Source organism: Nocardiopsis sp. NPDC055551, from assembly GCF_053619415.1.
Window position 1 is genome coordinate 93,452 of the sequence record NZ_JBSHJJ010000010.1, and the last position, 24,648, is coordinate 118,099.

The 24,648-nt window shown below is 65.8% G+C and carries 36 protein-coding genes; all 36 read right to left on the bottom strand.

Annotated elements, in window-relative coordinates:
* Nucleotides 1–104: 104 nt before the first annotated feature.
* The 36 genes from rplQ to ACWGSK_RS18940 all read right to left on the bottom strand — a co-directional run bounded on the left by rplQ (nt 105) and on the right by ACWGSK_RS18940 (nt 24,435).
* Nucleotides 105–593: a 50S ribosomal protein L17 gene (gene rplQ, locus ACWGSK_RS18765; RefSeq protein ID WP_358506760.1), complete on the bottom strand. Its 489-nt coding sequence runs from the start codon at nt 591–593 to the stop codon at nt 105–107.
* A gap of 66 nt (nt 594–659) precedes the next feature.
* On the bottom strand, nt 660–1,682 hold the full coding sequence (locus ACWGSK_RS18770; protein ID WP_067597831.1) for a DNA-directed RNA polymerase subunit alpha: 1,023 nt from the start codon (nt 1,680–1,682) through the stop codon (nt 660–662).
* Nucleotides 1,683–1,861: 179 nt separating this feature from the next.
* Nucleotides 1,862–2,266, bottom strand: a complete 405-nt coding sequence (gene rpsK / locus ACWGSK_RS18775; RefSeq protein WP_067597829.1) for a 30S ribosomal protein S11 — start codon at nt 2,264–2,266, stop codon at nt 1,862–1,864.
* A gap of 69 nt (nt 2,267–2,335) precedes the next feature.
* Nucleotides 2,336–2,713, bottom strand: coding sequence for a 30S ribosomal protein S13 (rpsM, locus tag ACWGSK_RS18780; protein WP_358506763.1), 378 nt, complete (start codon nt 2,711–2,713; stop codon nt 2,336–2,338).
* A gap of 222 nt (nt 2,714–2,935) precedes the next feature.
* Nucleotides 2,936–3,049: a 50S ribosomal protein L36 gene (gene rpmJ, locus ACWGSK_RS18785; protein WP_013156136.1), complete on the bottom strand. Its 114-nt coding sequence runs from the start codon at nt 3,047–3,049 to the stop codon at nt 2,936–2,938.
* A gap of 54 nt (nt 3,050–3,103) precedes the next feature.
* Nucleotides 3,104–3,325 carry a translation initiation factor IF-1 gene (gene infA / locus ACWGSK_RS18790; RefSeq protein WP_013156135.1) on the bottom strand — a complete coding sequence of 74 codons (222 nt, stop codon included), beginning with the start codon at nt 3,323–3,325 and terminating at the stop codon, nt 3,104–3,106.
* A 466-nt stretch (nt 3,326–3,791) separates the two neighbouring features.
* Nucleotides 3,792–4,256 (bottom strand): DUF1707 SHOCT-like domain-containing protein, encoded by a 465-nt coding sequence (locus ACWGSK_RS18795; protein ID WP_358506765.1) that lies wholly within the window; start codon nt 4,254–4,256, stop codon nt 3,792–3,794.
* An 81-nt stretch (nt 4,257–4,337) separates the two neighbouring features.
* Nucleotides 4,338–5,162 carry a type I methionyl aminopeptidase gene (gene map, locus ACWGSK_RS18800; RefSeq protein ID WP_358506767.1) on the bottom strand — a complete coding sequence of 275 codons (825 nt, stop codon included), beginning with the start codon at nt 5,160–5,162 and terminating at the stop codon, nt 4,338–4,340.
* The gene (locus ACWGSK_RS18805) at nt 5,162–5,821 is read right to left on the bottom strand and encodes an adenylate kinase (RefSeq protein ID WP_358506769.1); all 660 of its coding nucleotides are present in this window, start codon (nt 5,819–5,821) and stop codon (nt 5,162–5,164) included. Before ACWGSK_RS18805 ends, map begins: the two co-directional genes overlap by 1 nt.
* A complete protein-coding gene (gene secY / locus ACWGSK_RS18810) occupies nt 5,822–7,135 on the bottom strand; it encodes a preprotein translocase subunit SecY (RefSeq protein WP_358506771.1) in 1,314 nt (437 codons plus the stop codon).
* 284 nt (nt 7,136–7,419) lie between these two features.
* Complete coding sequence (rplO, locus tag ACWGSK_RS18815; protein ID WP_358506773.1) at nt 7,420–7,884, bottom strand: 50S ribosomal protein L15; 465 nt, start codon at nt 7,882–7,884, stop codon at nt 7,420–7,422.
* Complete coding sequence (rpmD, locus tag ACWGSK_RS18820; protein ID WP_017603897.1) at nt 7,881–8,066, bottom strand: 50S ribosomal protein L30; 186 nt, start codon at nt 8,064–8,066, stop codon at nt 7,881–7,883. Before rpmD ends, rplO begins: the two co-directional genes overlap by 4 nt.
* 2 nt (nt 8,067–8,068) lie before the next feature.
* On the bottom strand, nt 8,069–8,671 hold the full coding sequence (gene rpsE / locus ACWGSK_RS18825; RefSeq protein WP_358506775.1) for a 30S ribosomal protein S5: 603 nt from the start codon (nt 8,669–8,671) through the stop codon (nt 8,069–8,071).
* A gap of 46 nt (nt 8,672–8,717) precedes the next feature.
* Entirely contained in the window at nt 8,718–9,098 is a 381-nt protein-coding gene (gene rplR / locus ACWGSK_RS18830) for a 50S ribosomal protein L18 (RefSeq protein ID WP_067597805.1), read from the bottom strand.
* 2 nt (nt 9,099–9,100) lie between these two features.
* Nucleotides 9,101–9,637, bottom strand: coding sequence for a 50S ribosomal protein L6 (rplF, locus tag ACWGSK_RS18835; protein WP_067597802.1), 537 nt, complete (start codon nt 9,635–9,637; stop codon nt 9,101–9,103).
* A gap of 25 nt (nt 9,638–9,662) precedes the next feature.
* Entirely contained in the window at nt 9,663–10,061 is a 399-nt protein-coding gene (gene rpsH, locus ACWGSK_RS18840; protein WP_067597865.1) for a 30S ribosomal protein S8, read from the bottom strand.
* A 270-nt stretch (nt 10,062–10,331) separates the two neighbouring features.
* Nucleotides 10,332–10,517, bottom strand: a complete 186-nt coding sequence (locus tag ACWGSK_RS18845) for a type Z 30S ribosomal protein S14 (protein ID WP_067597799.1) — start codon at nt 10,515–10,517, stop codon at nt 10,332–10,334.
* 10 nt (nt 10,518–10,527) lie between these two features.
* The gene (gene rplE, locus ACWGSK_RS18850; protein ID WP_067597796.1) at nt 10,528–11,103 is read right to left on the bottom strand and encodes a 50S ribosomal protein L5; all 576 of its coding nucleotides are present in this window, start codon (nt 11,101–11,103) and stop codon (nt 10,528–10,530) included.
* Entirely contained in the window at nt 11,103–11,408 is a 306-nt protein-coding gene (rplX, locus tag ACWGSK_RS18855; protein ID WP_358506778.1) for a 50S ribosomal protein L24, read from the bottom strand. Before rplX ends, rplE begins: the two co-directional genes overlap by 1 nt.
* A 3-nt stretch (nt 11,409–11,411) precedes the next feature.
* Nucleotides 11,412–11,780, bottom strand: a complete 369-nt coding sequence (rplN, locus tag ACWGSK_RS18860) for a 50S ribosomal protein L14 (protein WP_067597790.1) — start codon at nt 11,778–11,780, stop codon at nt 11,412–11,414.
* A gap of 104 nt (nt 11,781–11,884) precedes the next feature.
* A complete protein-coding gene (rpsQ, locus tag ACWGSK_RS18865; protein ID WP_304074789.1) occupies nt 11,885–12,157 on the bottom strand; it encodes a 30S ribosomal protein S17 in 273 nt (90 codons plus the stop codon).
* Nucleotides 12,154–12,408 (bottom strand): 50S ribosomal protein L29, encoded by a 255-nt coding sequence (gene rpmC / locus ACWGSK_RS18870; RefSeq protein ID WP_067597784.1) that lies wholly within the window; start codon nt 12,406–12,408, stop codon nt 12,154–12,156. The genes rpsQ and rpmC overlap by 4 nt, the downstream gene beginning before the upstream one ends.
* On the bottom strand, nt 12,408–12,821 hold the full coding sequence (rplP, locus tag ACWGSK_RS18875; RefSeq protein WP_067597781.1) for a 50S ribosomal protein L16: 414 nt from the start codon (nt 12,819–12,821) through the stop codon (nt 12,408–12,410). The genes rpmC and rplP overlap by 1 nt, the downstream gene beginning before the upstream one ends.
* 3 nt (nt 12,822–12,824) lie before the next feature.
* Nucleotides 12,825–13,613, bottom strand: a complete 789-nt coding sequence (gene rpsC, locus ACWGSK_RS18880; RefSeq protein WP_067597779.1) for a 30S ribosomal protein S3 — start codon at nt 13,611–13,613, stop codon at nt 12,825–12,827.
* Nucleotides 13,613–13,981, bottom strand: coding sequence for a 50S ribosomal protein L22 (gene rplV, locus ACWGSK_RS18885; RefSeq protein WP_067597776.1), 369 nt, complete (start codon nt 13,979–13,981; stop codon nt 13,613–13,615). Before rplV ends, rpsC begins: the two co-directional genes overlap by 1 nt.
* A gap of 75 nt (nt 13,982–14,056) precedes the next feature.
* The gene (gene rpsS, locus ACWGSK_RS18890; RefSeq protein ID WP_067597773.1) at nt 14,057–14,335 is read right to left on the bottom strand and encodes a 30S ribosomal protein S19; all 279 of its coding nucleotides are present in this window, start codon (nt 14,333–14,335) and stop codon (nt 14,057–14,059) included.
* A gap of 12 nt (nt 14,336–14,347) precedes the next feature.
* Nucleotides 14,348–15,187, bottom strand: a complete 840-nt coding sequence (gene rplB, locus ACWGSK_RS18895; protein WP_358506782.1) for a 50S ribosomal protein L2 — start codon at nt 15,185–15,187, stop codon at nt 14,348–14,350.
* 56 nt (nt 15,188–15,243) lie between these two features.
* Entirely contained in the window at nt 15,244–15,534 is a 291-nt protein-coding gene (gene rplW, locus ACWGSK_RS18900) for a 50S ribosomal protein L23 (protein ID WP_067597766.1), read from the bottom strand.
* Nucleotides 15,531–16,202 carry a 50S ribosomal protein L4 gene (gene rplD / locus ACWGSK_RS18905; protein WP_358506784.1) on the bottom strand — a complete coding sequence of 224 codons (672 nt, stop codon included), beginning with the start codon at nt 16,200–16,202 and terminating at the stop codon, nt 15,531–15,533. The genes rplW and rplD overlap by 4 nt, the downstream gene beginning before the upstream one ends.
* Before the next feature lie 3 nt (nt 16,203–16,205).
* Nucleotides 16,206–16,856, bottom strand: a complete 651-nt coding sequence (rplC, locus tag ACWGSK_RS18910) for a 50S ribosomal protein L3 (protein WP_358506786.1) — start codon at nt 16,854–16,856, stop codon at nt 16,206–16,208.
* 12 nt (nt 16,857–16,868) lie between these two features.
* On the bottom strand, nt 16,869–17,177 hold the full coding sequence (gene rpsJ / locus ACWGSK_RS18915; protein ID WP_014908366.1) for a 30S ribosomal protein S10: 309 nt from the start codon (nt 17,175–17,177) through the stop codon (nt 16,869–16,871).
* Nucleotides 17,178–17,436: 259 nt separating this feature from the next.
* Nucleotides 17,437–18,630, bottom strand: a complete 1,194-nt coding sequence (gene tuf, locus ACWGSK_RS18920; RefSeq protein WP_358506788.1) for an elongation factor Tu — start codon at nt 18,628–18,630, stop codon at nt 17,437–17,439.
* Between the two features lie 83 nt (nt 18,631–18,713).
* A complete protein-coding gene (fusA, locus tag ACWGSK_RS18925) occupies nt 18,714–20,825 on the bottom strand; it encodes an elongation factor G (RefSeq protein WP_358506790.1) in 2,112 nt (703 codons plus the stop codon).
* 36 nt (nt 20,826–20,861) lie between these two features.
* A complete protein-coding gene (rpsG, locus tag ACWGSK_RS18930) occupies nt 20,862–21,332 on the bottom strand; it encodes a 30S ribosomal protein S7 (RefSeq protein WP_067597751.1) in 471 nt (156 codons plus the stop codon).
* A 2-nt stretch (nt 21,333–21,334) separates the two neighbouring features.
* Nucleotides 21,335–21,706, bottom strand: a complete 372-nt coding sequence (gene rpsL / locus ACWGSK_RS18935) for a 30S ribosomal protein S12 (protein WP_014912437.1) — start codon at nt 21,704–21,706, stop codon at nt 21,335–21,337.
* Between the two features lie 473 nt (nt 21,707–22,179).
* Nucleotides 22,180–24,435 (bottom strand): hypothetical protein, encoded by a 2,256-nt coding sequence (locus ACWGSK_RS18940; RefSeq protein ID WP_452456352.1) that lies wholly within the window; start codon nt 24,433–24,435, stop codon nt 22,180–22,182.
* Nucleotides 24,436–24,648 lie beyond the last annotated feature (213 nt).

Genomic DNA, 24,648 nt, shown 5'->3' on the forward strand with positions numbered 1-24,648 from the left:
CTCGCCGGCCACCCCGGTCCGGACAAAAGAGAAGTGCCCGACCCCCACAAGGGTCGGGCACTCACGAGGGCTTCGCGCGGGCCTGCCGGCCACGCACGGGCACCCTACTTGCTCTCGGCGCTCTCCTCGGCGGCCTCGGGGGCCTCCTCGGTCTTGGCCTCGACGGTCTCCTCGGCGGGAGCCTCAGGGGTCTCCTCGACCGGGGCGGCAGCGGCGGCCGGAGCGGCGGGGGCGCTCAGCGCCTCGACCAGCTCGATGACAGCCATCGGGGCGTTGTCGCCCTTGCGCGGACCGATCTTGGTGATGCGGGTGTAACCACCGGGGCGGTTCTCGAAGCGCGGACCGATCTCGGTGAAGAGCTCGTGCACGATCGACTTGTCGGTGATCTTGGTGAGCACCTGACGACGGGCGTGCAGGTCACCGCGCTTGCCGAGAGTGATGAGCTTCTCGGCGTACGGACGCAGGCGCTTGGCCTTGGCCTCCGTGGTGCGGATACGGCCGTGCTGGAACAGCGAGGTGGCCAGGTTCGCCAGGATGTGCCGCTCGTGCGCGGGCCCGGAACCCAGACGGGCGCCCTTGGTAGGCGTGGGCATGTTTTCGTTCTCCTAGTGATGCGGTCCGCGGCCGCACTCGGCCGGGGACCATTGGGCGACGAAGGTCTAGAACTGCTCCGTCTCGACGAAGGACTCACCCTCGTCGTCCTCGGAGCCGAAGGAGTCGGCCGCGGTGCCGGGGTCGAATCCGGGCGGGGAGTCCTTCAGGGACAGGCCCATGTCGACGAGCTTCTGCTTGACCTCGTCGATGGACTTGGCACCGAAGTTCCGGATGTCCAGAAGGTCCTGCTCAGAGCGGGCAACCAGCTCGCCAACGCTGTGGATGCCCTCACGCTTGAGGCAGTTGTAGGAACGAACCGTGAGGTTGAGGTCCTCGATCGGCAGCGCCAGGTCGGCCGCCAGGGCGGCGTCCGTCGGCGACGGGCCCATGTCGATGCCCTCGGCGTCGACGTTGAGCTCTCGCGCCAGACCGAACAGCTCGACCAGGGTCTTGCCCGCGCTGGCCACTGCGTCACGGGGACGGATGGCCTGCTTGGTCTCGATGTCGACGATCAGGCGATCGAAGTCGGTGCGCTGCTCGACACGGGTGGCCTCGACCTTGTAGGTCACACGCAGCACGGGCGAGTAGATGGAGTCGATCGGGATACGACCGATCTCCTGGCCCTGCTGCTTGTTCTGCGTCGCCGAGACGTAACCGCGGCCGCGCTCGACCGTCAGTTCCATCTCCAGCTTGCCCTTGCCGTTGAGCGTGGCGATGTGCAGGTCGGGGTTGTGCACCTCGACACCGGCCGGCGGAGCGATGTCCGCGGCGGTCACCACGCCCGGGCCCTGCTTGCGCAGGTACATCAGAACCGGCTCGTCGTGCTCGGAGCTGACGACAAGGCCCTTGAGGTTGAGGATCATCTCCGTGACGTCCTCCTTGACACCGGGCACGGTGGTGAACTCGTGCTCGACGCCCTCGATGCGGATGCTGGTGACAGCCGCGCCGGGGATGGAGGACAGCAGCGTACGCCGGAGCGAGTTACCGATGGTGTAGCCGAAACCCGGCTCCAGCGGCTCGATGACGAACTTCGAACGCCACTCGGAGATGGTCTCCTCGGTGAGCGTCGGACGCTGTGCGATCAACATGGTCCGTGTCTTCCCTTCCACATGGCCGACCGCTATTTGACGGCCACCGGATGGACACCGCCCGGTCGACGGTGTCCCCTGTTCGGATTCCTACCCGGTCCGCCCCTCACCCCACCAGGGTGGAGGCGAACCGCACCACGAGGCGCCCGCGGGTAGGAGACGCGGGCGCCGGTGCCGACTCAGACGCGGCGGCGCTTCGGCGGGCGGCAGCCGTTGTGCGGAACCGGGGTGACGTCCTGGATGGAGCCCACCTCAAGGCCGGTCGCCTGCAGCGAACGGATGGCGGTCTCGCGGCCCGAGCCCGGGCCCTTCACGAAGACGTCGACCTTACGGACGCCGTGCTCCTGAGCACGACGCGCGGCGGCCTCGGCGGCCATCTGGGCGGCGTAGGGGGTGGACTTACGCGACCCCTTGAAGCCGACCTGACCCGAGCTGGCCCACGAGATCACGGCACCGGTCGGGTCGGTGATGCTGACGACCGTGTTGTTGAACGTGCTCTTGATGTGAGCGTGCCCGTGGACAATGTTCTTCTTTTCCTTGCGGCGCACCTTGCGCGCGGCACCCTGACGGCCCTTAGGCGGCATGCGTGAAACTCCCAGAGATCATCGGTCCGTTGATTACTTCTCGGACGCGGTCGACAGGTCCGAGGCGGACTACTTCTTGGCCTTCTTCTTGCCGGCCACGGTCTTCTTCTTGCCCTTACGGGTACGGGCGTTGGTCTGCGTGCGCTGACCACGCACCGGGAGACCACGACGGTGACGGATGCCCTGGTAGCTACCGATCTCCATCTTGCGACGGATGTCGGCCTGGACCTCGCGTCGCAGGTCACCCTCGACCTGGTAGTTGGCGTCGATCCAGTCGCGCAGCTTGACCAGGTCCTCTTCGGACAGCTGGTGGACGCGCGTGTTCCCGTCGACACCGGTGTTCTTCAGGGTTTCGAGGGCGCGAGTGCGACCAACCCCGAAAACGTACGTGAGAGCAATCTCCACCCGCTTGTCGCGGGGGAGGTCTACGCCGGCAATACGTGCCATGTGGGCGAGACTCCATCCATGCATGTGCGGAGGTCTGACCCGTTCCTTCCTCTCGTCGCCCAATCGACGAGGCCCCGGCCTCCGACCGAGGGTTCTCCCCCACCACCAACGGGCGGGAGATCGGAACAGGTTTTTCGTTGTTTCGTGGGCCCGGTCGAGGAGGAACTCCCCTACCCGGGTCCGGTGCGACACGGAAGTCGCGGCCGGCGAACCGGGGCTTGGTCAGCCCTGGCGCTGCTTGTGCCGCGGGTCCGAGCAAATGACCATGATCCGGCCGTTACGGCGGATCACGCGGCACTTCGCGCAGATCTTCTTCACGCTCGGCTTGACCTTCATGGTGACTCCGAACTCATCACATCACCAGTCACGGGCCGTTCGGCCCCGGACGGGCTACTTGTAGCGGTAAACGATGCGCCCGCGCGTGAGGTCGTACGGGCTCAGTTCCACGACGACACGGTCGTCGGGAAGAATACGAATGTAGTTCATCCGCATCTTGCCGCTGATGTGGGCAAGAACCTGGTGCCCGTTATCGAGCTCTACCTTGAACATAGCGTTGGGTAGGGACTCGACAACGGAACCCTCGATCTCGATGGCGCCGTCTTTCTTTGCCATGTCCTCCACGCCTCGCTCATCGATTTGGTTGATCAGGACGACCCGACGCGACCTGAGTGGTCCCTCGCATGACGCGACGGCCCCGGCGACCACGGATACACCGCGTCACCGACGCCGGAACACACTGGAAGTCCAGGCCAACTGCAAGGCTTACGTCGATAAGAAGACGTGGCACAAAGAAGGCAGACTGACCCAACAGCCCGCGTATGGGCAGTGACAGTCTATCCCCTTCCGGCAAGTGCTCTCGACACGAGAGCAGAGCAGCCTACACGCTCCGCCTCACCGGACGAAACACCCGCCCTGAAGGACATCCCAGTCCCTCGGCCATCGGGGGTTACCGTTCGGGCGCCGTCAGGGTTCTGGAGGGGCCGGCGGTGGGATAGCACGCTTTTCGCTATCCCACCAAAGGCGCCGAAGGTTCCTGACTTATTTGGCGCCCGAACACGCCAAAGCGCTAGCGGCGGCGCTAAGCGACAGGGTCTTCGGGGTCCGGGCCGCCTCTTTGGGCGGCCAGGACCCCGAACGTCACCACGAGCATCAGGATTCCCCAGGGCGCCAGCACCCACAGGAACCACGGATACGACGCGTCGGTGGTCAGGTACAGGATGAGCCAGATGGTGAAGCAGAGGATGTTGACGCCACCGTAGAGCCACCACGGGACCATCAGGGCCGGGTCTCGCAGGCGCAGCGGAGGTGCCGCCACACCCATATCGAAGCCCACCGGGCTCTTGGTCTCCACGACATCCCTCTCGGGAAGGTCCGCGGTCACCCCGGCGAGGTCGTCCGCCGTCTTGGCCTTGTACGCCCGACCGAGGCGTTCGGTGAACTCCTCGTGGTCCAGCCGCCCCTGAGCGAAGTGTTCCTGGAGCAGCCGCGCCACCTGATCACGTTCGGAGTCGGAGGTTCGTATGGAAGGCCCCGGGTCGGACACTGTTCGTACCTCGCCTTTGCACCGGTGAGTGGTCGCCACCCCATCGCCGGATTCCGACGGGACGCGGGGGTGGGCCCGCCGTCACCAGGTCGGCTGGACGAACCCCATCGCGTCGATTTTATCGCGGTTGGACTCGCGTGCGGTCAGCACCATCGGACCATCCGCGGTGATGGCCACGGTGTGCTCGAAGTGGGCGGCACGACGGCCGTCCTTCGTCACGACCGTCCATCCGTCGTCGAGTTCCACCACGTCGTGCTTGCCCAGCGTGGTCATCGGTTCGATCGCCAGGCACATGCCCTCGCGAAGACGCATGCCCTTGCCGCGCTTGCCGTAGTTGAGCACGTGCGGGTCCATGTGCATCTGCGTGCCGATGCCGTGGCCGCCGTACTCGCGCACGTTGCCGTAGCCACCGTTCTGCGAGATGTGGCCGCCGATCGCGTGACCGATGTCCCCGAGGCGCTTGCCCGGGACCATCTCGGCGATCCCCCGCCACATGGACTCCTCGCACACGTCCATCATGGTCAGGTCCTCGGAACGGGCCTCGCCCACCGCGATCGTGACCGCGGAATCGCCGTGCCAGCCGTCGAGGATGGCGCCACAGTCGATGGAGATGATGTCCCCGTCGGCCAGCACACGCTCGGAGCTGGGGATGCCGTGCACGACCTCTTCGTTCACCGAGGCGCAGATCGAGCCGGGGAAGCCGTGGTAGCCCTTGAACGACGGGATGGCCCCGGCGCCCCGGATCACCTTCTCGGCGATCGAGTCGAGTTCGAGGGTGGACGCTCCGGGCCGCACCGCGGCCCGGAGGGTGTCCAGGGCGTCGGCCACGACCTGGCCCGCCGCCCTCATCTTGGCGATCTGTTCCGGCGTCTTGATCTGCACGTCGGGATCGGCCTTGCCGAACATCAGGTGGCCGACCTCTTCTCGGCGATGGCCGCCTTCGCGCGCGCCGTCACCTCCGCCACGGGGCCCGTGGCGGAGATGGTGGCCAGCAGACCCTCACCGGAGTAGTACTCGACCAGCGGCGCGGTCTGCTCGCGGTAGACCTTCAGGCGGTGCCTGATGGTCTCCTCGCGGTCGTCCTCGCGCTGGTACAGCTCGGCGCCCTCGTTGTCGCACTTACCCGCCACGTTCGGGGCGTCGTACTCGACGTGGTACACCCGACCGCACTCTGGGCAGGAACGACGACCGGAAAGCCGCTTGACGACCTCCTCCTCGTCGACCCTCAGCTCCAGGACGACGTCCAGGTTCGAGCCGAGGTCGGCGAGCATCCCCTTGAGCGTCTCCGCCTGGGGGACGTTGCGCGGGAACCCGTCGAGCAGGAAGCCCGCCGTGGCGTCGCCCTTGGCCAGTCGGTCCTTGACCATGGCGTTGGTGATCTCGTCGGGGACGAGGTCGCCACGGTCCATGAACTCCTTGGCCTTCTTGCCGAGTTCGGTACCACCGCTGACGTTGGCCCGGAAGATGTCACCGGTGGACACCTTCGGGATCGACAGCTCTTCCGCGAGGATCTGGGCCTGGGTGCCTTTACCGGCCCCAGGCGGCCCCACCAATACAGCTCGCATTTATCGCAGAAAACCTTCGTAGTTCCTCTGCTGGAGGTGACTCTCGATCTGCTTCACCGTGTCCAGCCCGACACCGACCATGATCAGGATGCTCGTCCCGCCGAAGGGGAAGTTCATGTCGGCGCCGGTGGCGCCGAGAGCGACCATCGGCAGGAGAGCGATCACACCCAGGTACAGAGAGCCGGGAGTCGTGAGCCGAGTGAGCACGAAGTCGAGATACTCGGCGGTCGGACGCCCTGGTCGGATACCCGGGATGAACCCACCGTACTTCTTCATGTTGTCGGCGACTTCGGTGGGGTTGAAGGTAATCGCCACGTAGAAGAACGCGAAGCCGACGATCATGACGAAGAAGGTCGCCATGTAGACGGGGTGAGTGCCGGTGAGGAAGTAGGTCTGGAAGAACTGCGCCACCGGATGGGTGGACTCCTGTCCCAGAAGACCCACGATCAACTGCGGGAGATACAGCAGGGAGGAGGCGAAGATCACGGGGATGATGCCCGCCTGGTTGACCTTCAACGGGATGTAGGTGGAACTACCCCCGTACATCCGCCGACCCACCATGCGCTTCGCGTACTGCACCGGGATACGGCGCTGGGCCTGCTCCATGAACACCACGGCGGTGATCAGGGCCAGACCCGCGATGCAGATGATGGTGAAGATCCAGACGGAACGCTCTTCGTACAGACCCATGATCGAGGACGGGAAGACCGCGATGACCTGGGTGAAGATGAGCAGCGACATACCGTTGCCGACACCGCGCTCGGTGATGAGCTCGCCCATCCACATGATGATCACGGTGCCACCGGTCATCGTGAAGACGATGGTCACCATCGTCATGATGTCCTGGTTGGGCATGTAGGACGAGACCGGGATGGAGTTCTGGAACAACGCACCGGTGCGGGCCATGGCCACGATGCTGGTCGCCTGCAGCACCGCCAGCATGAGCGTGAGATAGCGGGTGTACTGGGTGATCTTGCCCTGACCGGCCTGGCCCTCCTTCTTGAGGGACTCCAGGCGGGGGATGACCACCGTCAGCAGGTTGATGATGATGCTCGCGGTGATGTACGGCATGACCCCGAGCGCGAACACCGCCAGTTGCAGAAGCGCGCCACCACTGAACAGGTTGACCAGGGCGTAGACGCCGGACTGGTCGGCTGTGGTGATGGTCTCCATCTGTTCCCTGATCGCCGCCGAGTCGATGCCCGGCGCCGGGATCACCGATCCCAGGCGGAACAGCGTCAGGATGAACAGTGTGAACAGCAGCTTATTGCGCAGGTCGGGCGTGCGGAATGCACGAACGAACGCACCTAGCACGTCTCCTCCTGCGCGGCTTCGGCGGCGGAACGGGTTCCAGACATCGCGGCCGATCCTGAATCGTCGTAGAACGTCAGCAACAGGCACGTCGCCCATTGCTCGGAAGTACTCACATTACGTCAAGCGGGGAGCTCAAACAGATGGCACTGTAACAGCCATCACCCAACAGCAGGGTTCGTGAGCCATAACGATCAACACTCACAACGCGTGAGGGCGCCCGACCAGCCGATCCTCGCGGATCCTGCCGGGCGGACGCCCCCAAACGCGCATCGTAGGGAAAACCCCTACAGCTCGGTGACGGTGCCACCGGCGGCGGTGATCTTCTCCTTCGCCGAGGAGGAGAGCGCGTTGACGCTCACCTGCACGGCGACGGTGATCTCACCGGTGCCCAGCACCTTGACGGGCTGGTTCTTGCGAACCGCGCCCTTGGCGACCAGACCCTCGACGGTGACCTCGCCACCCTCGGGGTAGAGCTCGCTCAGCTTGTCCAGGTTGACGACCTGGTAGGTCGTCTTGAACAAGGCGTTGCTGAAGCCCTTGAGCTTCGGGACCCGGCGGATGAGGGGCATCTGCCCACCCTCGAAACCGGGCCGAACGGTGTTACGAGCCTTCGTGCCCTTGGTACCGCGACCGGCGGTCTTACCCTTGGAGGCCTCGCCACGACCCTTGCGGATCTTGGACTTGTTGGCACCCGGGGCGGGACGCAGGTGGTGGAGCTTGAGCGGCTCGTCGGGGTTGTAGTCGCTCATTCTGCGACCTCCTCGACAGTGACGAGGTGCGAGACGATCGTGATCTGCCCGCGAACCTCAGGGCGGTCCTCACGGACGGTGGACTTACCGATCCGGCCCAGACCCAGCGACTGGAGAGCAGCGCGCTGCTTCTCCTTGCCACCGATCTTGGAGCCGGTCTGCGTGATCTTGATCTTTGCCATGATCAGGCTCCTGCCTTCGCCTCAGCACGAGCGCGCAGCATGGCGGCCGGGGCGACGTCCTCGATCGGCAGACCACGACGGGCGGCGATCTCCTCGGGCTGGTTGAGGCCCTTCAGAGCGGCCACCGTGGCTCGCACGATGTTGAGCGGGTTGGACGAACCGAGCGACTTGCTCAGGACGTCGTGGATACCGGCGCACTCCAGGACGGCGCGGACCGGACCACCGGCGATCACACCGGTACCCGGGGCCGCGGGACGCAGCAGGACGACACCCGCGGCATCCTCGGCCTGGATCTGGTGCGTGATCGTGCCCTGGACGCGGGGGACGCGGAAGAAGCTCTTCTTCGCCTCCTCGACGCCCTTGGCGATGGCGGCCGGGACTTCCTTGGCCTTGCCGTAACCGACACCCACCATGCCGTTACCGTCACCGACGATGACGAGCGCGGTGAAGGAGAAGCGACGGCCGCCCTTGACGACCTTCGCGACCCGGTTGATGGTCACGACCTTCTCGATGTAGGAGACACCCTTGTCTGCGGCGCCGCCGCGGCGATCGTCACGGCGATCACGCCGCTCGCCACCGGCGCCGCGCCGCGGTGCTGCAGCCATCAGTGGTTCCTCTTCTCGTGGTTGTTCTCGGCCTGTACAACGGTCATCAGAACTCCAGCCCGCCTTCGCGCGCCGCCTCGGCGAGCTTCACGATGCGGCCGGCGTACCGGTTACCGGCACGGTCGAAGACGACCTTGGTGATGCCGGCGTCCTTCGCGCGCTGCGCGACGAGCTCACCGACCTTCACGGACTTGTCGGACTTGGTGCCCTCGGCGCCACGCACATCCGACTCGACGCTGGAGGCGGCGACCAGGGTGTGACCCTTGGTGTCGTCGATGACCTGCGCGACGATGTGCTTGGAGGAGCGGAAGACGGCCAGACGGGGACGCTCGGCGGTGCCCACGACCTTCTTGCGCACCCGGAACTGGCGACGCTTGCGAGCGGTGGTGGCCTTCGCGGTGCGCTTGCGGCTCACGGTGATGCCCATGCCTACTTACCAGCCTTTCCGGCCTTGCGGCGGATGTGCTCACCCTGGTAGCGCACGCCCTTGGCCTTGTACGGGTCAGGCCTGCGCAGTCCGCGGATGTTCGCGGCGACCTGGCCCACCAGCTGCTTGTCGATGCCCTCGACGTGAAGGATCGTCGGCTTCTCCACGCGGAAGGAGATGCCCTCCGGCGGTTCCACCACGACGGGGTGGCTGTAGCCCAGCGAGAACTCCAGGTTGGAGCCGCGAGCCTGCACCCGGTAACCCACGCCGTGGATTTCCAGAGTCTTGGCGTAGCCCTTGGAGACACCCTCGACGAGGTTCGCGATCATCGCACGGTTCAGACCGTGCAGCGACCGGTTCTCCGGCTTGTCGTCGGGACGCGACACCGTGACCACACCATCCTCGAAGGAGGCGGTGATGGGCTCGGTGATCGTGTGCTTCAGTTCGCCCTTCGGCCCCTTGACAGTGACGTCTTGCCCGTTAATCGTGACCTCGACGCCCTTGGGGACCGAGAGCGGCAGTCGACCGATACGCGACATGCTTTTCGTCTCTCCCTATTCCCTATTACCAGACGTAAGCGAGGACTTCGCCGCCCACGCCACGCTTCTTGGCCTGCTTGTCAGTCATCAGGCCGCCGGACGTCGAAATGATGGCCACACCGAGGCCACCCAGAACGCGAGGAAGGTTGTCCTTCTTCGCGTACACGCGGAGACCGGGCTTGGACACCCGGCGGATGCCCGCGATGGAGCGCTCACGCGTGGGGCCGTACTTCAGCTCCAGGACGAGGCTCTGGCCGACAGTGGCCTCCTCGGTCCGCCACCCCTGAATGAAGCCCTCATGCTGGAGGACCTCGGCGATGTGCGCCTTGATCTTGGAAAACGGCATCGTCACGGTGTCGTGGTAAGCCGAATTCGCGTTACGCAGACGAGTCAACATGTCTGCGATCGGGTCGGTCATTGTCATGGCCGACTGGCCCTTCCTCACCGCGGTTTCCGAGTGCGGGCCTTTCCCAGAGCCTGCCTTCCGCGAGGTTTCCCCCGTGAAGTGCACAAACGGACCTTCGGCGTGGTCGTGGGCACCGCTGTCCCCGTGGGACTGCCGTGCCCTGGTGAATGAATTTCGCTTCCCGTCGAACTCCGTCGTGGAGGACGACGGTTCCTGCGTCGAGCCACCGGGAAGGTGGCGTCTCCGGGGGCCGACCGCGCTCACGCGCTTGGTCGGCCCTGCCGGAAACTACCAGCTCGACTTGGTGATGCCGGGCAGCTCGCCCCGGTGCGCCATCTCGCGGAAGCAGATACGGCACAGGCCGAACTTCTTGAAGACGGCACGCGGGCGACCGCACCGCGAGCATCGAGTATACGCCCGAACGCCGAACTTCGGCTTCCGGTTCGCCTTTGCGATCAGGGACTTCTTAGCCATGGTTAACCCCTCAGGCTTCCTTGAACGGGAAACCGAGCCGCTTGAGCAGGCTGCGGCCCTGGTCGTCGATGGTGGCGGTGGTGACGACGGTGATGTCCATCCCACGCTGCCTGTCGACCTTGTCCGGGTTCACCTCGTGGAACATGACCTGCTCGGTCAGACCAAAGGTGTAGTTCCCGTTCCCGTCGAACTGCTTCGGGGAAAGGCCACGGAAGTCCCGGATACGGGGCAGGGCCAGGGAGAGCAGCCGGTCGAGGAACTCCCACATCCGGTCGCCGCGCAGCGTCACGCTGGCGCCGATCGGCTGACCCTCGCGCAGCTTGAACTGCGCGATGGAGTTCTTGGCCCGGTTGATCTTCGGCTTCTGCCCGGTGATCGCCGACAGGTCGGCGATCGCGCCTTGAATGAGCTTCGCGTCACGAGCCGCCTCGCCGACGCCCATGTTCACCACGATCTTCGTGAGACCGGGGATCTGCATGACGTTCTCGATGCCGAACTCGTCCTTGAGGCCCGCAACGATCTCGTTGCGGTACTTCTCCTTGAGCCGCGGCATCGGAGGGGCGGTGATGTCGTTGGTAACCGTCATCAGATGTCCTTACCGGTGCGGCGGGAGACGCGAACCTTGGTTCCGTCCTCCTCGAAGCGGTAGCCGACCCGGGTGGCCTTACCGTCCTCAGCGAGCGCAACGTTGCTCACGTGGATGGTGGCCTCCTTGGTGACGACCTCTCCCTGCTCGCCACCGGCGGGGTTGGCCTTCCTGTGCTTCTTGACCAGGTTGACGCCCTCGACGATGACACGGTCTTCCTTGGGAAGGGCCTTGACGACCTTCCCCGTGGCACCCTTGTCCTTGCCGGCGAGAACGATGACCTCGTCGCCAGATTTGATCTTCATCGCTTAGAGCACCTCCGGCGCCAGCGAAATGATGCGCATGTACTTCTTGTCACGCAGCTCACGGCCCACCGGGCCGAAGATGCGGGTGCCTCGCGGGTCCCCACCGTCCTTGATGAGCACGGCAGCGTTCTCATCGAAGCGGATGTAGGAGCCGTCGGGCCGGCGGCGCTCCTTGGCGGTGCGCACGATAACGGCCTTGACGACGTCGCCCTTCTTGACTCCAGCGCCAGGCAGGGCGTCCTTCACCGTGGCGACGATGGTGTCGCCCATCCCGGCGTAGCGCCGACCCGAGCCACCGAGAACACGGATGGTAAGGATCTCCTTGGCACCCGTGTTGTCGGCGACCTTGAGTCGCGACTCCTGCTGAATCACGTCTGCTCCTGATGTGATGCGTGCGGTCCACTGCCGCACGGCTAGGTGGTCTCACCCCTCGCGACGGCGGCCGACAACTGGTGTCGGCCGCCGACAGGCCGGGGTTACTTAGCCTTCTCCAGGATCTCCACGACGCGCCAACGCTTCGTCGCGGAGAGCGGCCGGGTCTCCATCATGAGGACCCGGTCACCGACGCCACAGGAGTTCGCCTCATCGTGGGCCTTGTACTTGGTCGTCCGACGGATGACCTTGCCGTACAGGGCGTGCGTGACGCGGTCCTCGACCTCGACGACGACGGTCTTATCCATCTTGTCGCTGACGACGAGGCCTTCACGCGTCTTGCGGTCGTTACGGGCCGCGGTCTGGTTCTCAGTCATTCGGCTGCTTCCTTCGTCTCCTCAGCCGACTCACCAGACAGCGGGACGATGCCCAGCTCGTGCTCGCGCATGACCGTGTAGATCCGCGCGATCTCGCGCTTGACCGTGCGAAGACGGCTGTGGTTGTCGAGCTGGCCGGTGGCGGCCTGGAAGCGGAGGTTGAAGAGCTCTTCCTTGGCTTCCTTGAGCTTGGTGACCAGGTCCTCGACGGACTGGTCGCGCAGCTCATGGGCAGTCACGGACTTCGCCATCACTCCCCCTCACGCTTAACAAACTTGCACTTCATCGGGAGCTTGTGCATCGCACGGCTCATGGCCTCCTTGGCCACCGCCTCGGGCACGCCCGACAGCTCGAACATCACGCGACCGGGCTTGACCGGCGCGACCCACCACTCGGGCGAACCCTTACCGGAGCCCATGCGGACCTCGGCGGGCTTCTTGGTCAGCGGACGGTCCGGGAAGATGTTGATCCACACCTTGCCGCCACGCTTGATGTGACGCGTCATGGCGATACGAGCGGACTCGATCTGACGGTTCGTCACGTAAGCGGACTCAAGAGCCTGGATACCGTACTCACCGAAGGTGACCCGGGTCCCGCCCTTGGCCTTGCCACGAAGGTCCGGGTGGTGCTGCTTGCGGTACTTGACCTTACGAGGAATAAGCACTTGTCAGCTCCCCTCGGTCTTCGGGGCCTCGGCGGAGGCGCCGGCCTTGGCTTCGGTCTGACCGCCACCCGCGGGGCCACCGCGACGGCGGCGCTGCGGACGCTCGCGGCGCTGACCGCCACCGGCGGTGCGCTGCGCGGCCTGAGCGGCCTCACGCTCGGCGCGGGTCACAGGGGCGTCGCCCTTGTAGATCCACACCTTCACACCGATGCGACCGAACGTCGTCCGGGCCTCGAAGAAGCCGTAGTCGATGTCGGCGCGAAGCGTGTGCAGCGGGACCCGACCCTCGCGGTAGAACTCCGAGCGGGACATCTCTGCCCCACCCAGACGACCACCACACTGGATACGGATGCCCTTGGCACCGCTCTTCATCGCGCTCTGCATGGCCTTGCGCATCGCGCGGCGGAACGCCACGCGGCTGCTCAGCTGCTCGGCGACGCCCTGGGCGACGAGCTGCGCGTCGATCTCCGGGTTCTTCACCTCGAAGACGTTCAGCTGCACCTGCTTGCCGGTCAGCTTCTCGAGGTCCGTACGGATCCGGTCGGCCTCCACGCCGCGGCGGCCGATGACGATGCCCGGCCGGGCGGTGTAGACGTCCACGCGGACACGGTCACGGGTGCGCTCGATCTCGACCTTGGAGATGCCCGCGCGCTCCATGCCACGGGTCAGCATCCGACGGATCGCGACGTCTTCCTTGACGTAGTCCTTGTAGGACTTGTCGGCGTACCAGCGACTCTTGAAGTCGGTGGTGATGCCGAGGCGGAACCCGTGCGGGTTGATCTTCTGCCCCACTATCGGGTCCTTTCCTTCGTCTTGGACGAGGCACGCGCGTCCTCGGCGACGACCACGGTGATGTGGCTCGTACGCTTGGTGACACGGAAGGCCCGGCCGAAGCCTCGCGGGCGAATACGCTTCAGGGTCGGACCTTCGTCCACCCAGACACGCTCGACCACCAGGTTCTCCCGGTCCAGCTTGTCGTTGTGCTCGGCGTTGGCGATGGCGCTGTCCAGCACCTTGCCAACGGGCTCACTCGCCGACTGGGGAGCGAACCGGAGCACCGCCTGCGCCTCGTCAGCGGGCAACCCGCGAATAAGGTCCGCCACCCGGCGAGCCTTGCGGGGCGTAACGCGGACGAACCGCGCCTGTGCCCTCGTTCCCATCGCTTTTCCCTCGCTCACGGAAAATATCTTCTCCACTCACCATGGAGAACATTGTTCTTACAACTGCTGCAACCGCTAACGGCGGCTACGGCGGTCGTCCTTGACGTGGCTACGGAAAGTACGCGTGGGAGCGAACTCACCGAGCTTGTGGCCGACCATCGACTCCGACACGAACACCGGAATGTGCTTGCGGCCGTCGTGGACGGCGATCGTGTGACCGATCATCTCCGGGACGATCATGGACCGCCGGGACCACGTCTTGATGACGTTCTTGGTCCCCTTTTCGTTCTGTGACTCCACCTTCTTGATGAGGTGGCCGTCCACGAAGGGGCCCTTCTTAAGGCTACGTGGCATCAGACGTGCTCCTTACCGCTTCTTCTTACCGCTACGCCGACGCCGCACGATCAGCTTGTCGCTGGCCTTGTTCTTGGCCCGGGTCCGGCCTTCCTTCTTGCCCCAGGGGCTGACCGGGTGACGACCACCGGAGGTCTTGCCCTCACCACCACCGTGCGGGTGGTCGACCGGGTTCATCACCACACCACGGACGGTCGGGCGCTTGCCCTTCCACCGCGAGCGGCCGGCCTTGCCCCAGCTGATGTTGGACTGCTCGGCGTTGCCGACCTGGCCGACCGTGGCGCGGCAGGAGATCTCCACCAGGCGCATCTCACCGGAGGGCATACGCAGCGTGGCGTAGCCGCCCTCCTTGGCCAGGAGCTGGATCTGCGATCCGGCGGAGCGGCCCAGCTTGGCACCGCCGCCCGGCTTCAGCTCGACCGCGTGCACGAACGTACCCGTGGGGATGTTGCGCAGCGGGAGGCAGTTGCCCGGCTTGATGTCGGACTGGGGGCCGTTCTCGACCTTGTCGCCCTGCGAGAGGCCGGCGGGCGCCAGGATGTAGCGCTTCTCACCGTCCACGTAGTGGAGCAGGGCGATGCGAGCGGTGCGGTTGGGGTCGTACTCGATGTGAGCGACCTTGGCCGGCACACCGTCCTTGTCGTGGCGACGGAAGTCGATCACGCGGTAGGCGCGCTTGTGACCGCCACCCTGGTGACGAGCGGTGATCCGGCCGTGGCCGTTACGACCGCCCTTGGAGTGAAGCGGACGGACCAGGGACTTCTCCGGCTCCGAACGCGTGATTTCGACGAAGTCGCTCACGCTGGAGCCGCGACGACCCGGCGTCGTCGGCTTGTACTTACGAATGCCCATCTTCTTCGCGCATTCCTTTACGTGTTACTTGATGTACAGCGGTCAGACCCGAAAGGTCACTGACCGAAGATGTCGATGCGGTCACCCTCGGCGAGGCTGACGATCGCGCGCTTCGTGTCAGGACGCTTCCCGAAACCGAAGCGGGTGCGCTTGCGCTTGCCCTTCCGGTTGATCGTGTTCACGCCGGTGACCTTCACTTCGAAGATCTTCTCGATCGCGATCTTGATCTGGGTCTTGTTGGCGTCCGGGCGAACGATGAACGTGTACTTGTTCTCGTCCATGAGCCCGTAGCTCTTCTCGGAGATCACCGGCTCGACGATGATGTCCCGGTGGTCGGCGATCCTCACTGGTCGTCCTCCTCGGACTCAGCGGCCTTCGAGGTACCGGCCGCGTGGGCCAGGAACTCGGCGTAGCCCGCCTCGGTGAAGACCACGTCGTCCGAGTACAGGACGTCGTAGGTGTTCACCTGGTCCGCGTCGAGGATGTGGACCTCTTCGAGGTTGCGCAGGGCGCGCCGGTTGTGCTCGTCCTCACGAGCCAGGACGACGAGGACCTTGTCGGACTCGGTGACCTGGCGCAGCGCCTTGAGGGCGGTCTGCGTGAGCTTGGTGTCCGCGTCATCGGCCACGAACCGGCCGACGACGTGGATGCGGCCGTGGTTGGCCCGGTCGGTGAGGGCACCACGCAGGGCGGCGGCCTTCATCTTCTTCGGGGTCCGCTGGCTGTAGTCACGCGGCTGGGGGCCGTGAACGACGCCACCACCGGTGTACTGCGGGGCGCGGATCGAACCCTGACGGGCGCGACCGGTTCCCTTCTGGCGGTAGGGCTTCTTGCCACCACCGCGGACCTCGCCGCGGGTCTTGGTGGCGTGCGTGCCCTGACGGCCTGCGGCCAGCTGGGCGTTCACGACCTGGTGCAGCAGCGGAATGCTGACCTGCTGGGCGAAGACGCTCTCGGGAAGCTCGACGCTGCCCTTGGAGCCGCCCTCAGGGTTCTTGACCTCGATCTGGGTCATGGCTTACTTGTCCCCCTTCACAGCGGTGCGGACGAGCACCAGACCGCCGTTGGGACCGGGCACCGCACCCTTGACCAGGATGAGGCCCTTCTCCGCGTCCACGGAGTGAACGGTCAGGTTCTGGACGGTCTTGCGCACGTTGCCCATGCGCCCGGCCATCCGCATGCCCTTGAAAACGCGGCCGGGCGTGGCGCAGCCGCCGATGGAGCCGGGCGAGCGGTGGGTGCGGTGCGTACCGTGTGAGGCCGAGAGGCCCGCGAAGCCGTGACGCTTCATCACACCGGCGAAGCCCTTACCCTTGCTCTTGCCCGTGACGTCGACCTTCTGGCCGATCTCGAACGTGGCCGCGTCGACTTCCTGGCCGAGCGTGTACTCGGAGGCGTCGGAGGTGCGGACCTCGACGTAGTGACGGCGCGGGGTCAGGTCGTGCGCGCGGAGGTAGTCGCCCAGGGGCTTGTTGACCTTGCGCGGGTTGATCTGCCCGTAGCCGAGCTGGATGGCGGAGTAACCATCGGTGTCCGGAGTCCGGATGCGGCTCACGACGCACGGACCGGCCTTCAGGACGGTCACGGGAACCATCTTGCCCGCGTCGTCGAAGACCTGGGTCATGCCGAGCTTTTCGCCCAGAACTCCCTTGATCTGCTTGGTGGCCATGTCAGTGCGTCCTTAAAGCTTGATCTCGATGTCAACGCCGGCCGGGAGGTCGAGTCGCATGAGCGAGTCGACCGTCTTCGGGGTCGGGTCGATGATGTCGATCAGCCGCTTGTGAGTGCGCATCTCGAAGTGCTCGCGCGAGTCCTTGTACTTGTGCGGCGATCGGATGACGCAGTAAACGTTCTTCTCCGTCGGCAGCGGCACCGGGCCCGCGACCTGTGCGCCAGTTCGCGTCACGGTCTCAACGATCTTCTTCGCCGAGCTGTCGATGACCTCGTGGTCATAGGCCTTTAGCCGAATGCGGATCTTTTGTCCCGCCATATGGCCTGTTCGTCCTTCGCTTCAGTGTCCGTAACGGTGAGCAGTTCCGGTCACAGAAGCCCAGGCCCGTCGGCGGAATCCGCCGGCTTCTTGGCCTTGAGCCCCTATTCCCTTGAGAAACCGCAACAGGGCTTGCCCCTGCGGTGCGTCACCGTCACAGAGCCCGATGACGTCTTGTCAATGTGGTGGGTGGGCCGCGTCTCCGCGGCCCACCCACCACGTCGGGGTGGTTCCGGTTGGGACCACCCCGGCGTGTGTACTAGCTGAGGATCTTGGTGACGCGACCCGCGCCCACGGTCCGGCCACCCTCACGGATGGCGAACTTCAGGCCCTCTTCCATGGCGACCGGCTGGATGAGCTGGACCGTCATACCGGTGTTGTCACCGGGCATGACCATCTCGGTGCCCTCCGGCAGCGTCACGACGCCGGTGACGTCGGTGGTGCGGAAGTAGAACTGCGGGCGGTAGTTGTTGAAGAACGGCGTGTGGCGGCCACCCTCGTCCTTGGACAGGATGACGACCTGACCCTCGAACTGCGTGTGCGGGGTGGTCGTGCCGGGCTTGATGACGACCTGGCCACGCTCGACGTCCTCGCGCTTGATGCCGCGCAGGAGCAGACCGACGTTGTCACCGGCCTGGCCCTGGTCGAGCAGCTTGCGGAACATCTCAACACCGGTGACGGTGGTGGTCTGCTTGTCTTCCTTGATGCCGACGATGTCGACGGTCTCGTTCACGTTGACGATACCGCGCTCGATACGACCGGTGACGACGGTGCCGCGACCGGTGATCGAGAAGACGTCCTCGATCGGCATGAGGAAGGGCTTCTCGGTGTCACGCTGGGGCTCGGGGATGTGGGAGTCCACGGTGCCCATGAGCTCCAGGATGGCCTGGCCCCACGTGGCGTCGCCCTCAAGCGCCTTCAGAGCGGAGACCTTGGTGACGGGGGTGTCGTCACCGGGGAACTCGTACTCGCTGAGCAGCTCACGGACCTCGAGCTCGACGAGCTCGAAGATCTCCTCGTCGTCCACCATGTCGGACTTGTTCAGGGCGACGACGATGGCCGGGACACCGACCTGGCGGGCCAGGAGCACGTGCTCCTTGGTCTGCGGCATCGGGCCGTCGGTGGCGGCGACGACCAGGATCGCGCCGTCCATCTGGGCCGCACCCGTGATCATGTTCTTCACGTAGTCGGCGTGACCGGGGCAGTCGACGTGGGCGTAGTGACGCGCCTCGGTCTGGTACTCGACGTGAGACACGGAGATGGTGATACCGCGCTCGCGCTCCTCGGGAGCGTTGTCGATGTCCGCGAACGGAGTGAACGGGTTCAGCTCCGGGTACGCGTCGTGCAGCACCTTGGTGATGGCCGCGGTCAGCGTGGTCTTGCCGTGGTCAATGTGACCGATGGTGCCGATGTTGACGTGCGGCTTGGTCCGCTCGAACTTTTCCTTCGCCACTGGAAGTCTCCTAGACGTACAGATCTATCTGACTGTGGTCCAACCCCGCGGGCACGGGGAACAGCCGGGTTAGTTGTTCGCGACTACTCGCCGCGAACCTTCGCCACGATTTCCGTGGCGACAGCGGACGGAACCTCCGCGTAGGAGTCGAACACCATCGAGTAGTTGGCTCGACCCTGCGTGCGGCTACGAAGGTCACCCACGTAGCCGAACATTTCCGAGAGGGGCACGAGGGACTTGACCAGTCGGACACCGGAACGCTCGTCCATGGACTGAATCTGTCCACGGCGAGAGTTCAGGTCGCCGACCACGTCGCCCATGTACTCCTCAGGAGTGGTGACCTCAACGGCCATGACCGGCTCCAGGAGAGCCGGCTTCGCCAGCCGGACGGCCTCCTTGAAGGCCATCGAACCGGCGGTCTTGAACGCCATCTCCGAGGAGTCGACGTCGTGGTACTGACCATCGGTCAGCGACACCTTGATGCCGACGAGCGGGTAGTGCGCGAGAACGCCCAGCTCAGCGGCCTCCTGGCAGCCGGCGTCGACCGAGGGGATGTACTCCCGCGGGATACGGCCACCGGTGACGGAGTTGACGAACTCGTAGCCGGAGGCGACACCGTCCTCGGACAGCAGCGGCTCAAGGTCGATCTTGACCTTGGCGAACTGGCCCGAACCACCCGTCTGCTTCTTGTGGGTGTAGACGTGACCTTCGACCTTCTTGCGAATGGTCTCGCGGTAGGCCACCTGGGGCTTACCGATGTTGGCCTCGACCTTGAACTCGTCACGCATGCGGTTGACCAGCACCTCAAGGTGCAGCTCGCCCATGCCGGAGATCACGGTCTGACCGGTCTGGTCGTCCGTGGCCACCTGGAAGGAGGGGTCCTCCTCGGCCAGGCGCTGGATCGCGATGCCCAGCTTCTCCTGGTCGCTCTTGGTCTTCGGCTCGATGGCCACCTCGATGACCGGAGCCGGGAAGGTCATGGACTCCAGGACGATGGGCGACGCCTGGTCGCACAACGTCTCACCGGTGGTGGTGTCCTTCAGACCCATGACGGCGACGATGTCGCCGGCACCGGCGCTGGGGATCTCCTCGCGCTTGTTGGAGTGCATCCGGTAGACCTTGCCGATGCGCTCCTTGCGGCCCTTGATGCTGTTCAGCACCTGGGTACCGGCCTGGAGGACACCGGAGTAGATCCGCACGTAGGAGAGCTTGCCCAGGTGGGGGTCGCTGACGACCTTGAAGGCCAGGGCGGAGAACGGCTCGTCCACGCTCGGCTTGCGCTGGAGCTTGGTCTCCTCGGTCTCGTCCTTGGGGTCGTGGCCCTCGATGGCCTCGACGTCCATGGGCGAGGGGAGGTAGGCGATGACCGCGTCGAGCAGGGGCTGCACGCCCTTGTTCTTGAACGCGGTGCCGCAGACCACGGGCACGGCGGTGCCGGCGATGGTGGCACGACGGATCGCGGTGACGAGCTGCTCCTCGGTGGGCTCCTGGCCCTCGAGGTACATCTCCATGATCTCGTCGTCGGCGTCGGCCAGCGTCTCGATGAAGGACTCGCGAGCCTCGCGAGCGGCCTCGACGTGGGTGTCCGGGATGTCGACGGTGTCGTACATCTCGCCCAGCGGCGTCTCGGCGCTCCAGAGGTAGGCCTTCATCTTCACGAGGTCGATGACGCCCTGGAAGTCGCTCTCCGCACCGATGTTCAGCTGGATCGGCATGGCGTTCGCGCCGAGGCGCTCACGGAACATGTCGACACAACGCTGGAACTCGGCCCCGATCTTGTCCATCTTGTTGACGAAGCAGATACGGGGAACGCCGTAGCGGTCGGCCTGACGCCAGACCTGCTCCGACTGGGGCTCGACGCCTTCCTTGGCGTCGAACACCGCGACGGCACCGTCGAGCACACGCAGCGACCGCTCGACCTCGACCGTGAAGTCGACGTGGCCGGGCGTGTCGATGATGTTGATGGTGGTGTCGTTCCACTGGGTGGTGATCGCAGCCGAGGTAATGGTGATACCCCGCTCCTGCTCTTCCTTCATCCAGTCCATCGTCGAGGCGCCATCGTGCGTCTCGCCGAGCTTGTGGTTGACACCGGTGTAGTAGAGGATCCGCTCGGTCGTCGTCGTCTTGCCCGCGTCGATGTGGGCCATGATGCCGATATTGCGGACCTTCTCAAGGTCTAGCAATGTCTTAGCCATGAGGCTCGTCCTTCGGTCTGTTCAGGTCCAGCCGCTTTACCAGCGGTAGTGGGCGAAGGCCTTGTTCGACTCGGCCATCTTGTGCGTGTCCTCACGCTTCTTGACGGCCGCACCGAGACCGTTGCTGGCGTCGACGAGCTCGTTCATCAGACGCTCGGTCATGCTCTTCTCACGACGCTGACGCGAGTAGGAGACCAGCCAGCGCAGGGCCAGCGTGGTGGACCGGGAGGCGCGAACCTCGACCGGAACCTGGTAGGTCGCGCCACCGACACGGCGGCTGCGGACCTCAAGCGCGGGCTTGACGTTGTCCAGAGCTCGCTTCAGAACGACGAGCGGGTCCTGACCGGTCTTCTCACGAGCGCCCTCGAGGGCGTCGTAGACGACGCTCTGAGCGATGGAGCGCTTACCGTCGAGCAGCACCTTGTTGATCAGTGCGGTGACGAGCGGCGAGCCGTAAACCGGGTCGGTGATGAGCTGGCGCTTCGGCGCCGGGCCCTTGCGCGGCATGCTTACTTCTCCTTCTTGGCGCCGTAGTGACTACGGGCCTGCTTGCGGCCCCGGACACCCTGGGTGTCGAGCGAACCGCGGACAATTCGGTAGCGGACACCCGGCAGGTCCTTCACACGACCACCGCGAACAAGCACGATGCTGTGTTCCTGAAGGTTGTGACCAATGCCGGGGATGTAGGCCGTGACCTCGATGCCGCTGCTCAGCTTGACGCGAGCGACCTTACGCAGAGCGGAGTTCGGCTTCTTGGGCGTAGTGGTGTAGACACGCGTGCACACACCACGACGCTGCGGACTCCCCTTCAGCGCCGGGGTCTTGTTCTTTGCGACCTTGTCCTGTCGGCCCTTGCGGACCAGCTGCTGGATGGTGGGCACCGCGTCTCCGTCTTCCTCGTGACCTACGCCGGTTCTCGTAGCCGATATCGCTATTGACCTGCTGAATTTCCCGAAACTCCCCGACCCCCGCAGTCGGGCGTGTCGACCTCGTTCCCGAACACGGGAACGGAAGCACACCCGGCCATGAGGCCGATTCGCAGGAGAGGGGTTCACATGCGCCGCGCGCCTCGTATCCGTCCCGTAAAAGGACTGGGGGCACCGCGCACATGTGTGACCCGTCGACTCACGGGCACAATCACACAGGCTACCGCTACCAGACCAGGCGGTCAAAACGGTGTGCGAGTTAGCGAGAACAAACGGAACCGGTTCTCGCGTAGCCGTGGGTCACCCCTAGTCTACGCGCTCTCCGACTCGTTTCGCCCCAGGTTTCCCCTGGAATGTGGCTGGAGGGCCCTCACAAGAGAACGGCCGCTTCCGGAGGGCCCATTCTCCCCCCGAAAGCGGCCGTCTGGCTACAGAATCACCAAGATCGCGACGGAGATCACCGTCACCACGATGCCGGCCACCGCGAATACGGTGCCGGTCGTGATCAGACCGAGTCCATCGAGGGTCCCCCGCGACCCCCGGATCTCCTTCTTGGCCCTGGGTCCCGTGACGAACAACGCGAGGATCGCGGTGATCACACCGAGGAACGGGATCAGCGAGGCGACGCCCAGCCACAGGGTCCGCATCGCACCCGGATCGGTGTCGGCCAGGAAGTCGACGCTCTCGTAACCGGGATAGGAGTCGCCGGCCTCTCCCCCGAGGGGGCGGTCCTCGAAGCCCGGGAAGTCCTCAACGATCCGGTCACGGCGGCGACGGCTCGACCTCGGACGTTCGGTCATCCCGTAGTCGGCGGGGGTGAAGCCGTCCTCGTACTCGGGATCCCCCTCTTCGGCGACCTGTTCCTCCGCGGCCTCGTACCGGGGCTCCGGGCCGTCGTCCGGAGCCTCGCTCCAGGCGTCGGCGGGGCCCTGCGGGTGGGACCCGAAGGGTGACGCCAGGTCGGAGGGGAGCCCGGCCACGGGCGGGGTGGGGCGGTCGTCGAAACCGAGCTCGTCCCGAACCCGATCGTCGTAACCCTGGTCACCGTAGGCGCGGTCCTCGTAGGCGCGGTCCTCGTAGGCCCGGTCGCCGAAGCCCTGCTCCGGGTACCCCGGCTCCCGATGGCCCTGGTCGATGTACCCCTGGTCCGCGTATCCACGGTCGTAGTAGGCGGGTTCGTCGTAGCCGCCGATGTTCCTGTCACCGCCCGCGGGCGCCTCCGGAGCACGGTCGATCGAACGCGCGCCGGCCGTCCCGTAGTCGTCGAGGCCACGACCGTCGAACCCGAGTTCGTCGTGGGGCATCGCGGGTCCGGTACCGGTCCCGTACCCCGACGGTTCCTCGTCGTAGGCGGGCGAGCCGAACATCCGGGTGGCGTTGTCGGCGCCCCGGCTCCAGGAGGGTTCCTCGACCGGGTCCGGGCCGTATCCCCCCGGTTCCTCGGTCTCCCTGGCCTTGGCCCGCGACTGCATGTTCGCGATCGCGGCGAGCGGGTCCTCGGATGAGGGCACCGCCGCGGACAGTGCTCCGGTATCGGGGCCGTTGTCCCCTTCGGTACCGACCTCGTCCAGACCGGTGGGCTCGAATCCGCTCTCGCCACGACGACGCCGCTCGGCGTCCCGGACCACGTCCGGCAACCGCGGGTCGTCGCGGTCGAACGCCCAGGTGTTGCCACTGCCGGTGCCCAGACCCCCGTCGTCTGCGGGCATCGAGTACCTGGAAGGGGCGGAGAGCTCGTCGTAGGGCTCCGTGTACCTCTCGCCGGGCCGCTCCCCCGGCGGCGCCTCCTCGACCGGGGACGCCTCGTGGCGGCGATCCTCCAGGTAGGAGGGAGCGGGGTCGTGCCAACGCTCCGGCTCGGACCCGGCCCAGGGCTCGGCCGCACCGGTGCTCCCTCGATCCGGCACGGGGCTCGGGCCCGGGGTCCAATCGTCCAGACCATCGGTGTCGTACCGGGGCACCGGGTGCTCCGCGGCAGCGGTGTCGGCCGCCCACACGTCCGCGGACCGCGCACCGGGGGTCGCCTCATTCGCCCAGGAGTCCTGGGCGGCAACGGGACCGTTCTCCTCCGATTCCTCGGGCGGCAACGGGACCTGCGCGCTGGCGGCGATGCCCGGATAGCCTCCGGTCCGGCTCTCGCCCTCCTCCGGCTCCCAAGCGGGCTCACGCTCGGGCTCGACGCCCCACGACGGTTCCGCTCCGGGAGGGACCTCGGAGGACACGTTCTCCGGGGGGGAGACCGTGTCCTCGTCGTGCCGGGGCCACGGCGGCTCGGCGGGGTCCCGGGGTTCGGTGGACGGCTCCCAGGACGGCACTCGCGAAGCCGAGGCTCCGGCCGGGATCTCCCCGGTCGGGGCACCCCACTCGGGGTGCGTGTTCGGCACCGAGGGCTCGACCGGCGTCGAGGACGTGTTCGGAGACTCCCAGGCGGGCGGACGCTCACCCGGGATACGTGTCACCGGTTGATAGGCACCACTACCCGCACCCGGGTAGGAGATGCCGGGCGGCCCCTGGGGCTCGGGGCTCACCGCGGGGGGTGTGGGCGGAGCGCCCAGCGCGTCAGGGTAGGGCTCCACCAGGGCCGGACGCGACGTGCTCAGCCCCGAGTACCCGCCGCTGTCGGGAAAGACCGCGGCCGCTTCATTCGGGGCGTCGCCCTCGGGCTCCGCCCCTTCATTGTCCATGGGGTCCTGGTAATCGGACTGTGTTCGGAAACGGTTCTCACTGGGCTTGAACCAGGAGTCCGCGTCCTCTCCGGACGACCGGTTCCCCGGCTCTCCGCCCCCGTTATCGTTCACTTGCCTGCTCTCCCGCCGGCGCCGTGGCGCCCTCTCCCCGTCAACACAGCGGTGTGTCGACCCACAACGACGAAACGGCGGCGGAGCCACCCCCCGTGA

Excerpts from the sequence above, each read along its gene's own strand:
- rplQ (WP_358506760.1), bottom strand. The coding sequence starts at position 593 with ATGCCCACGCCTACCAAGGGCGCCCGTCTGGGTTCCGGGCCCGCGCAC.
- ACWGSK_RS18770 (WP_067597831.1), bottom strand. The coding sequence starts at position 1,682 with ATGTTGATCGCACAGCGTCCGACGCTCACCGAGGAGACCATCTCCGAG.
- rpsK (WP_067597829.1), bottom strand. The coding sequence starts at position 2,266 with ATGCCGCCTAAGGGCCGTCAGGGTGCCGCGCGCAAGGTGCGCCGCAAG.
- rpsM (WP_358506763.1), bottom strand. The coding sequence starts at position 2,713 with ATGGCACGTATTGCCGGCGTAGACCTCCCCCGCGACAAGCGGGTGGAG.
- rpmJ (WP_013156136.1), bottom strand. The coding sequence starts at position 3,049 with ATGAAGGTCAAGCCGAGCGTGAAGAAGATCTGCGCGAAGTGCCGCGTG.
- infA (WP_013156135.1), bottom strand. The coding sequence starts at position 3,325 with ATGGCAAAGAAAGACGGCGCCATCGAGATCGAGGGTTCCGTTGTCGAG.
- map (WP_358506767.1), bottom strand. The coding sequence starts at position 5,162 with ATGTTCGGCAAGGCCGATCCCGACGTGCAGATCAAGACGCCGGAACAG.
- ACWGSK_RS18805 (WP_358506769.1), bottom strand. The coding sequence starts at position 5,821 with ATGCGAGCTGTATTGGTGGGGCCGCCTGGGGCCGGTAAAGGCACCCAG.
- rplO (WP_358506773.1), bottom strand. The coding sequence starts at position 7,884 with ATGAGCGACTACAACCCCGACGAGCCGCTCAAGCTCCACCACCTGCGT.
- rpmD (WP_017603897.1), bottom strand. The coding sequence starts at position 8,066 with ATGGCAAAGATCAAGATCACGCAGACCGGCTCCAAGATCGGTGGCAAG.
- rpsE (WP_358506775.1), bottom strand. The coding sequence starts at position 8,671 with ATGGCTGCAGCACCGCGGCGCGGCGCCGGTGGCGAGCGGCGTGATCGC.
- rplR (WP_067597805.1), bottom strand. The coding sequence starts at position 9,098 with ATGGGCATCACCGTGAGCCGCAAGCGCACCGCGAAGGCCACCACCGCT.
- rplF (WP_067597802.1), bottom strand. The coding sequence starts at position 9,637 with ATGTCGCGTATCGGTCGACTGCCGCTCTCGGTCCCCAAGGGCGTCGAG.
- rpsH (WP_067597865.1), bottom strand. The coding sequence starts at position 10,061 with ATGACAATGACCGACCCGATCGCAGACATGTTGACTCGTCTGCGTAAC.
- ACWGSK_RS18845 (WP_067597799.1), bottom strand. The coding sequence starts at position 10,517 with ATGGCTAAGAAGTCCCTGATCGCAAAGGCGAACCGGAAGCCGAAGTTC.
- rplE (WP_067597796.1), bottom strand. The coding sequence starts at position 11,103 with ATGACGGTTACCAACGACATCACCGCCCCTCCGATGCCGCGGCTCAAG.
- rplX (WP_358506778.1), bottom strand. The coding sequence starts at position 11,408 with ATGAAGATCAAATCTGGCGACGAGGTCATCGTTCTCGCCGGCAAGGAC.
- rpsQ (WP_304074789.1), bottom strand. The coding sequence starts at position 12,157 with ATGACTGAGAACCAGACCGCGGCCCGTAACGACCGCAAGACGCGTGAA.
- rpmC (WP_067597784.1), bottom strand. The coding sequence starts at position 12,408 with ATGGCGAAGTCCGTGACTGCCCATGAGCTGCGCGACCAGTCCGTCGAG.
- rplV (WP_067597776.1), bottom strand. The coding sequence starts at position 13,981 with ATGGGAACGAGGGCACAGGCGCGGTTCGTCCGCGTTACGCCCCGCAAG.
- rpsS (WP_067597773.1), bottom strand. The coding sequence starts at position 14,335 with ATGCCACGTAGCCTTAAGAAGGGCCCCTTCGTGGACGGCCACCTCATC.
- rplB (WP_358506782.1), bottom strand. The coding sequence starts at position 15,187 with ATGGGCATTCGTAAGTACAAGCCGACGACGCCGGGTCGTCGCGGCTCC.
- rplD (WP_358506784.1), bottom strand. The coding sequence starts at position 16,202 with ATGACCCAGATCGAGGTCAAGAACCCTGAGGGCGGCTCCAAGGGCAGC.
- rplC (WP_358506786.1), bottom strand. The coding sequence starts at position 16,856 with ATGGCCACCAAGCAGATCAAGGGAGTTCTGGGCGAAAAGCTCGGCATG.
- rpsJ (WP_014908366.1), bottom strand. The coding sequence starts at position 17,177 with ATGGCGGGACAAAAGATCCGCATTCGGCTAAAGGCCTATGACCACGAG.
- fusA (WP_358506790.1), bottom strand. The coding sequence starts at position 20,825 with ATGGCTAAGACATTGCTAGACCTTGAGAAGGTCCGCAATATCGGCATC.
- rpsG (WP_067597751.1), bottom strand. The coding sequence starts at position 21,332 with ATGCCGCGCAAGGGCCCGGCGCCGAAGCGCCAGCTCATCACCGACCCG.
- ACWGSK_RS18940 (WP_452456352.1), bottom strand. The coding sequence starts at position 24,435 with ATGGACAATGAAGGGGCGGAGCCCGAGGGCGACGCCCCGAATGAAGCG.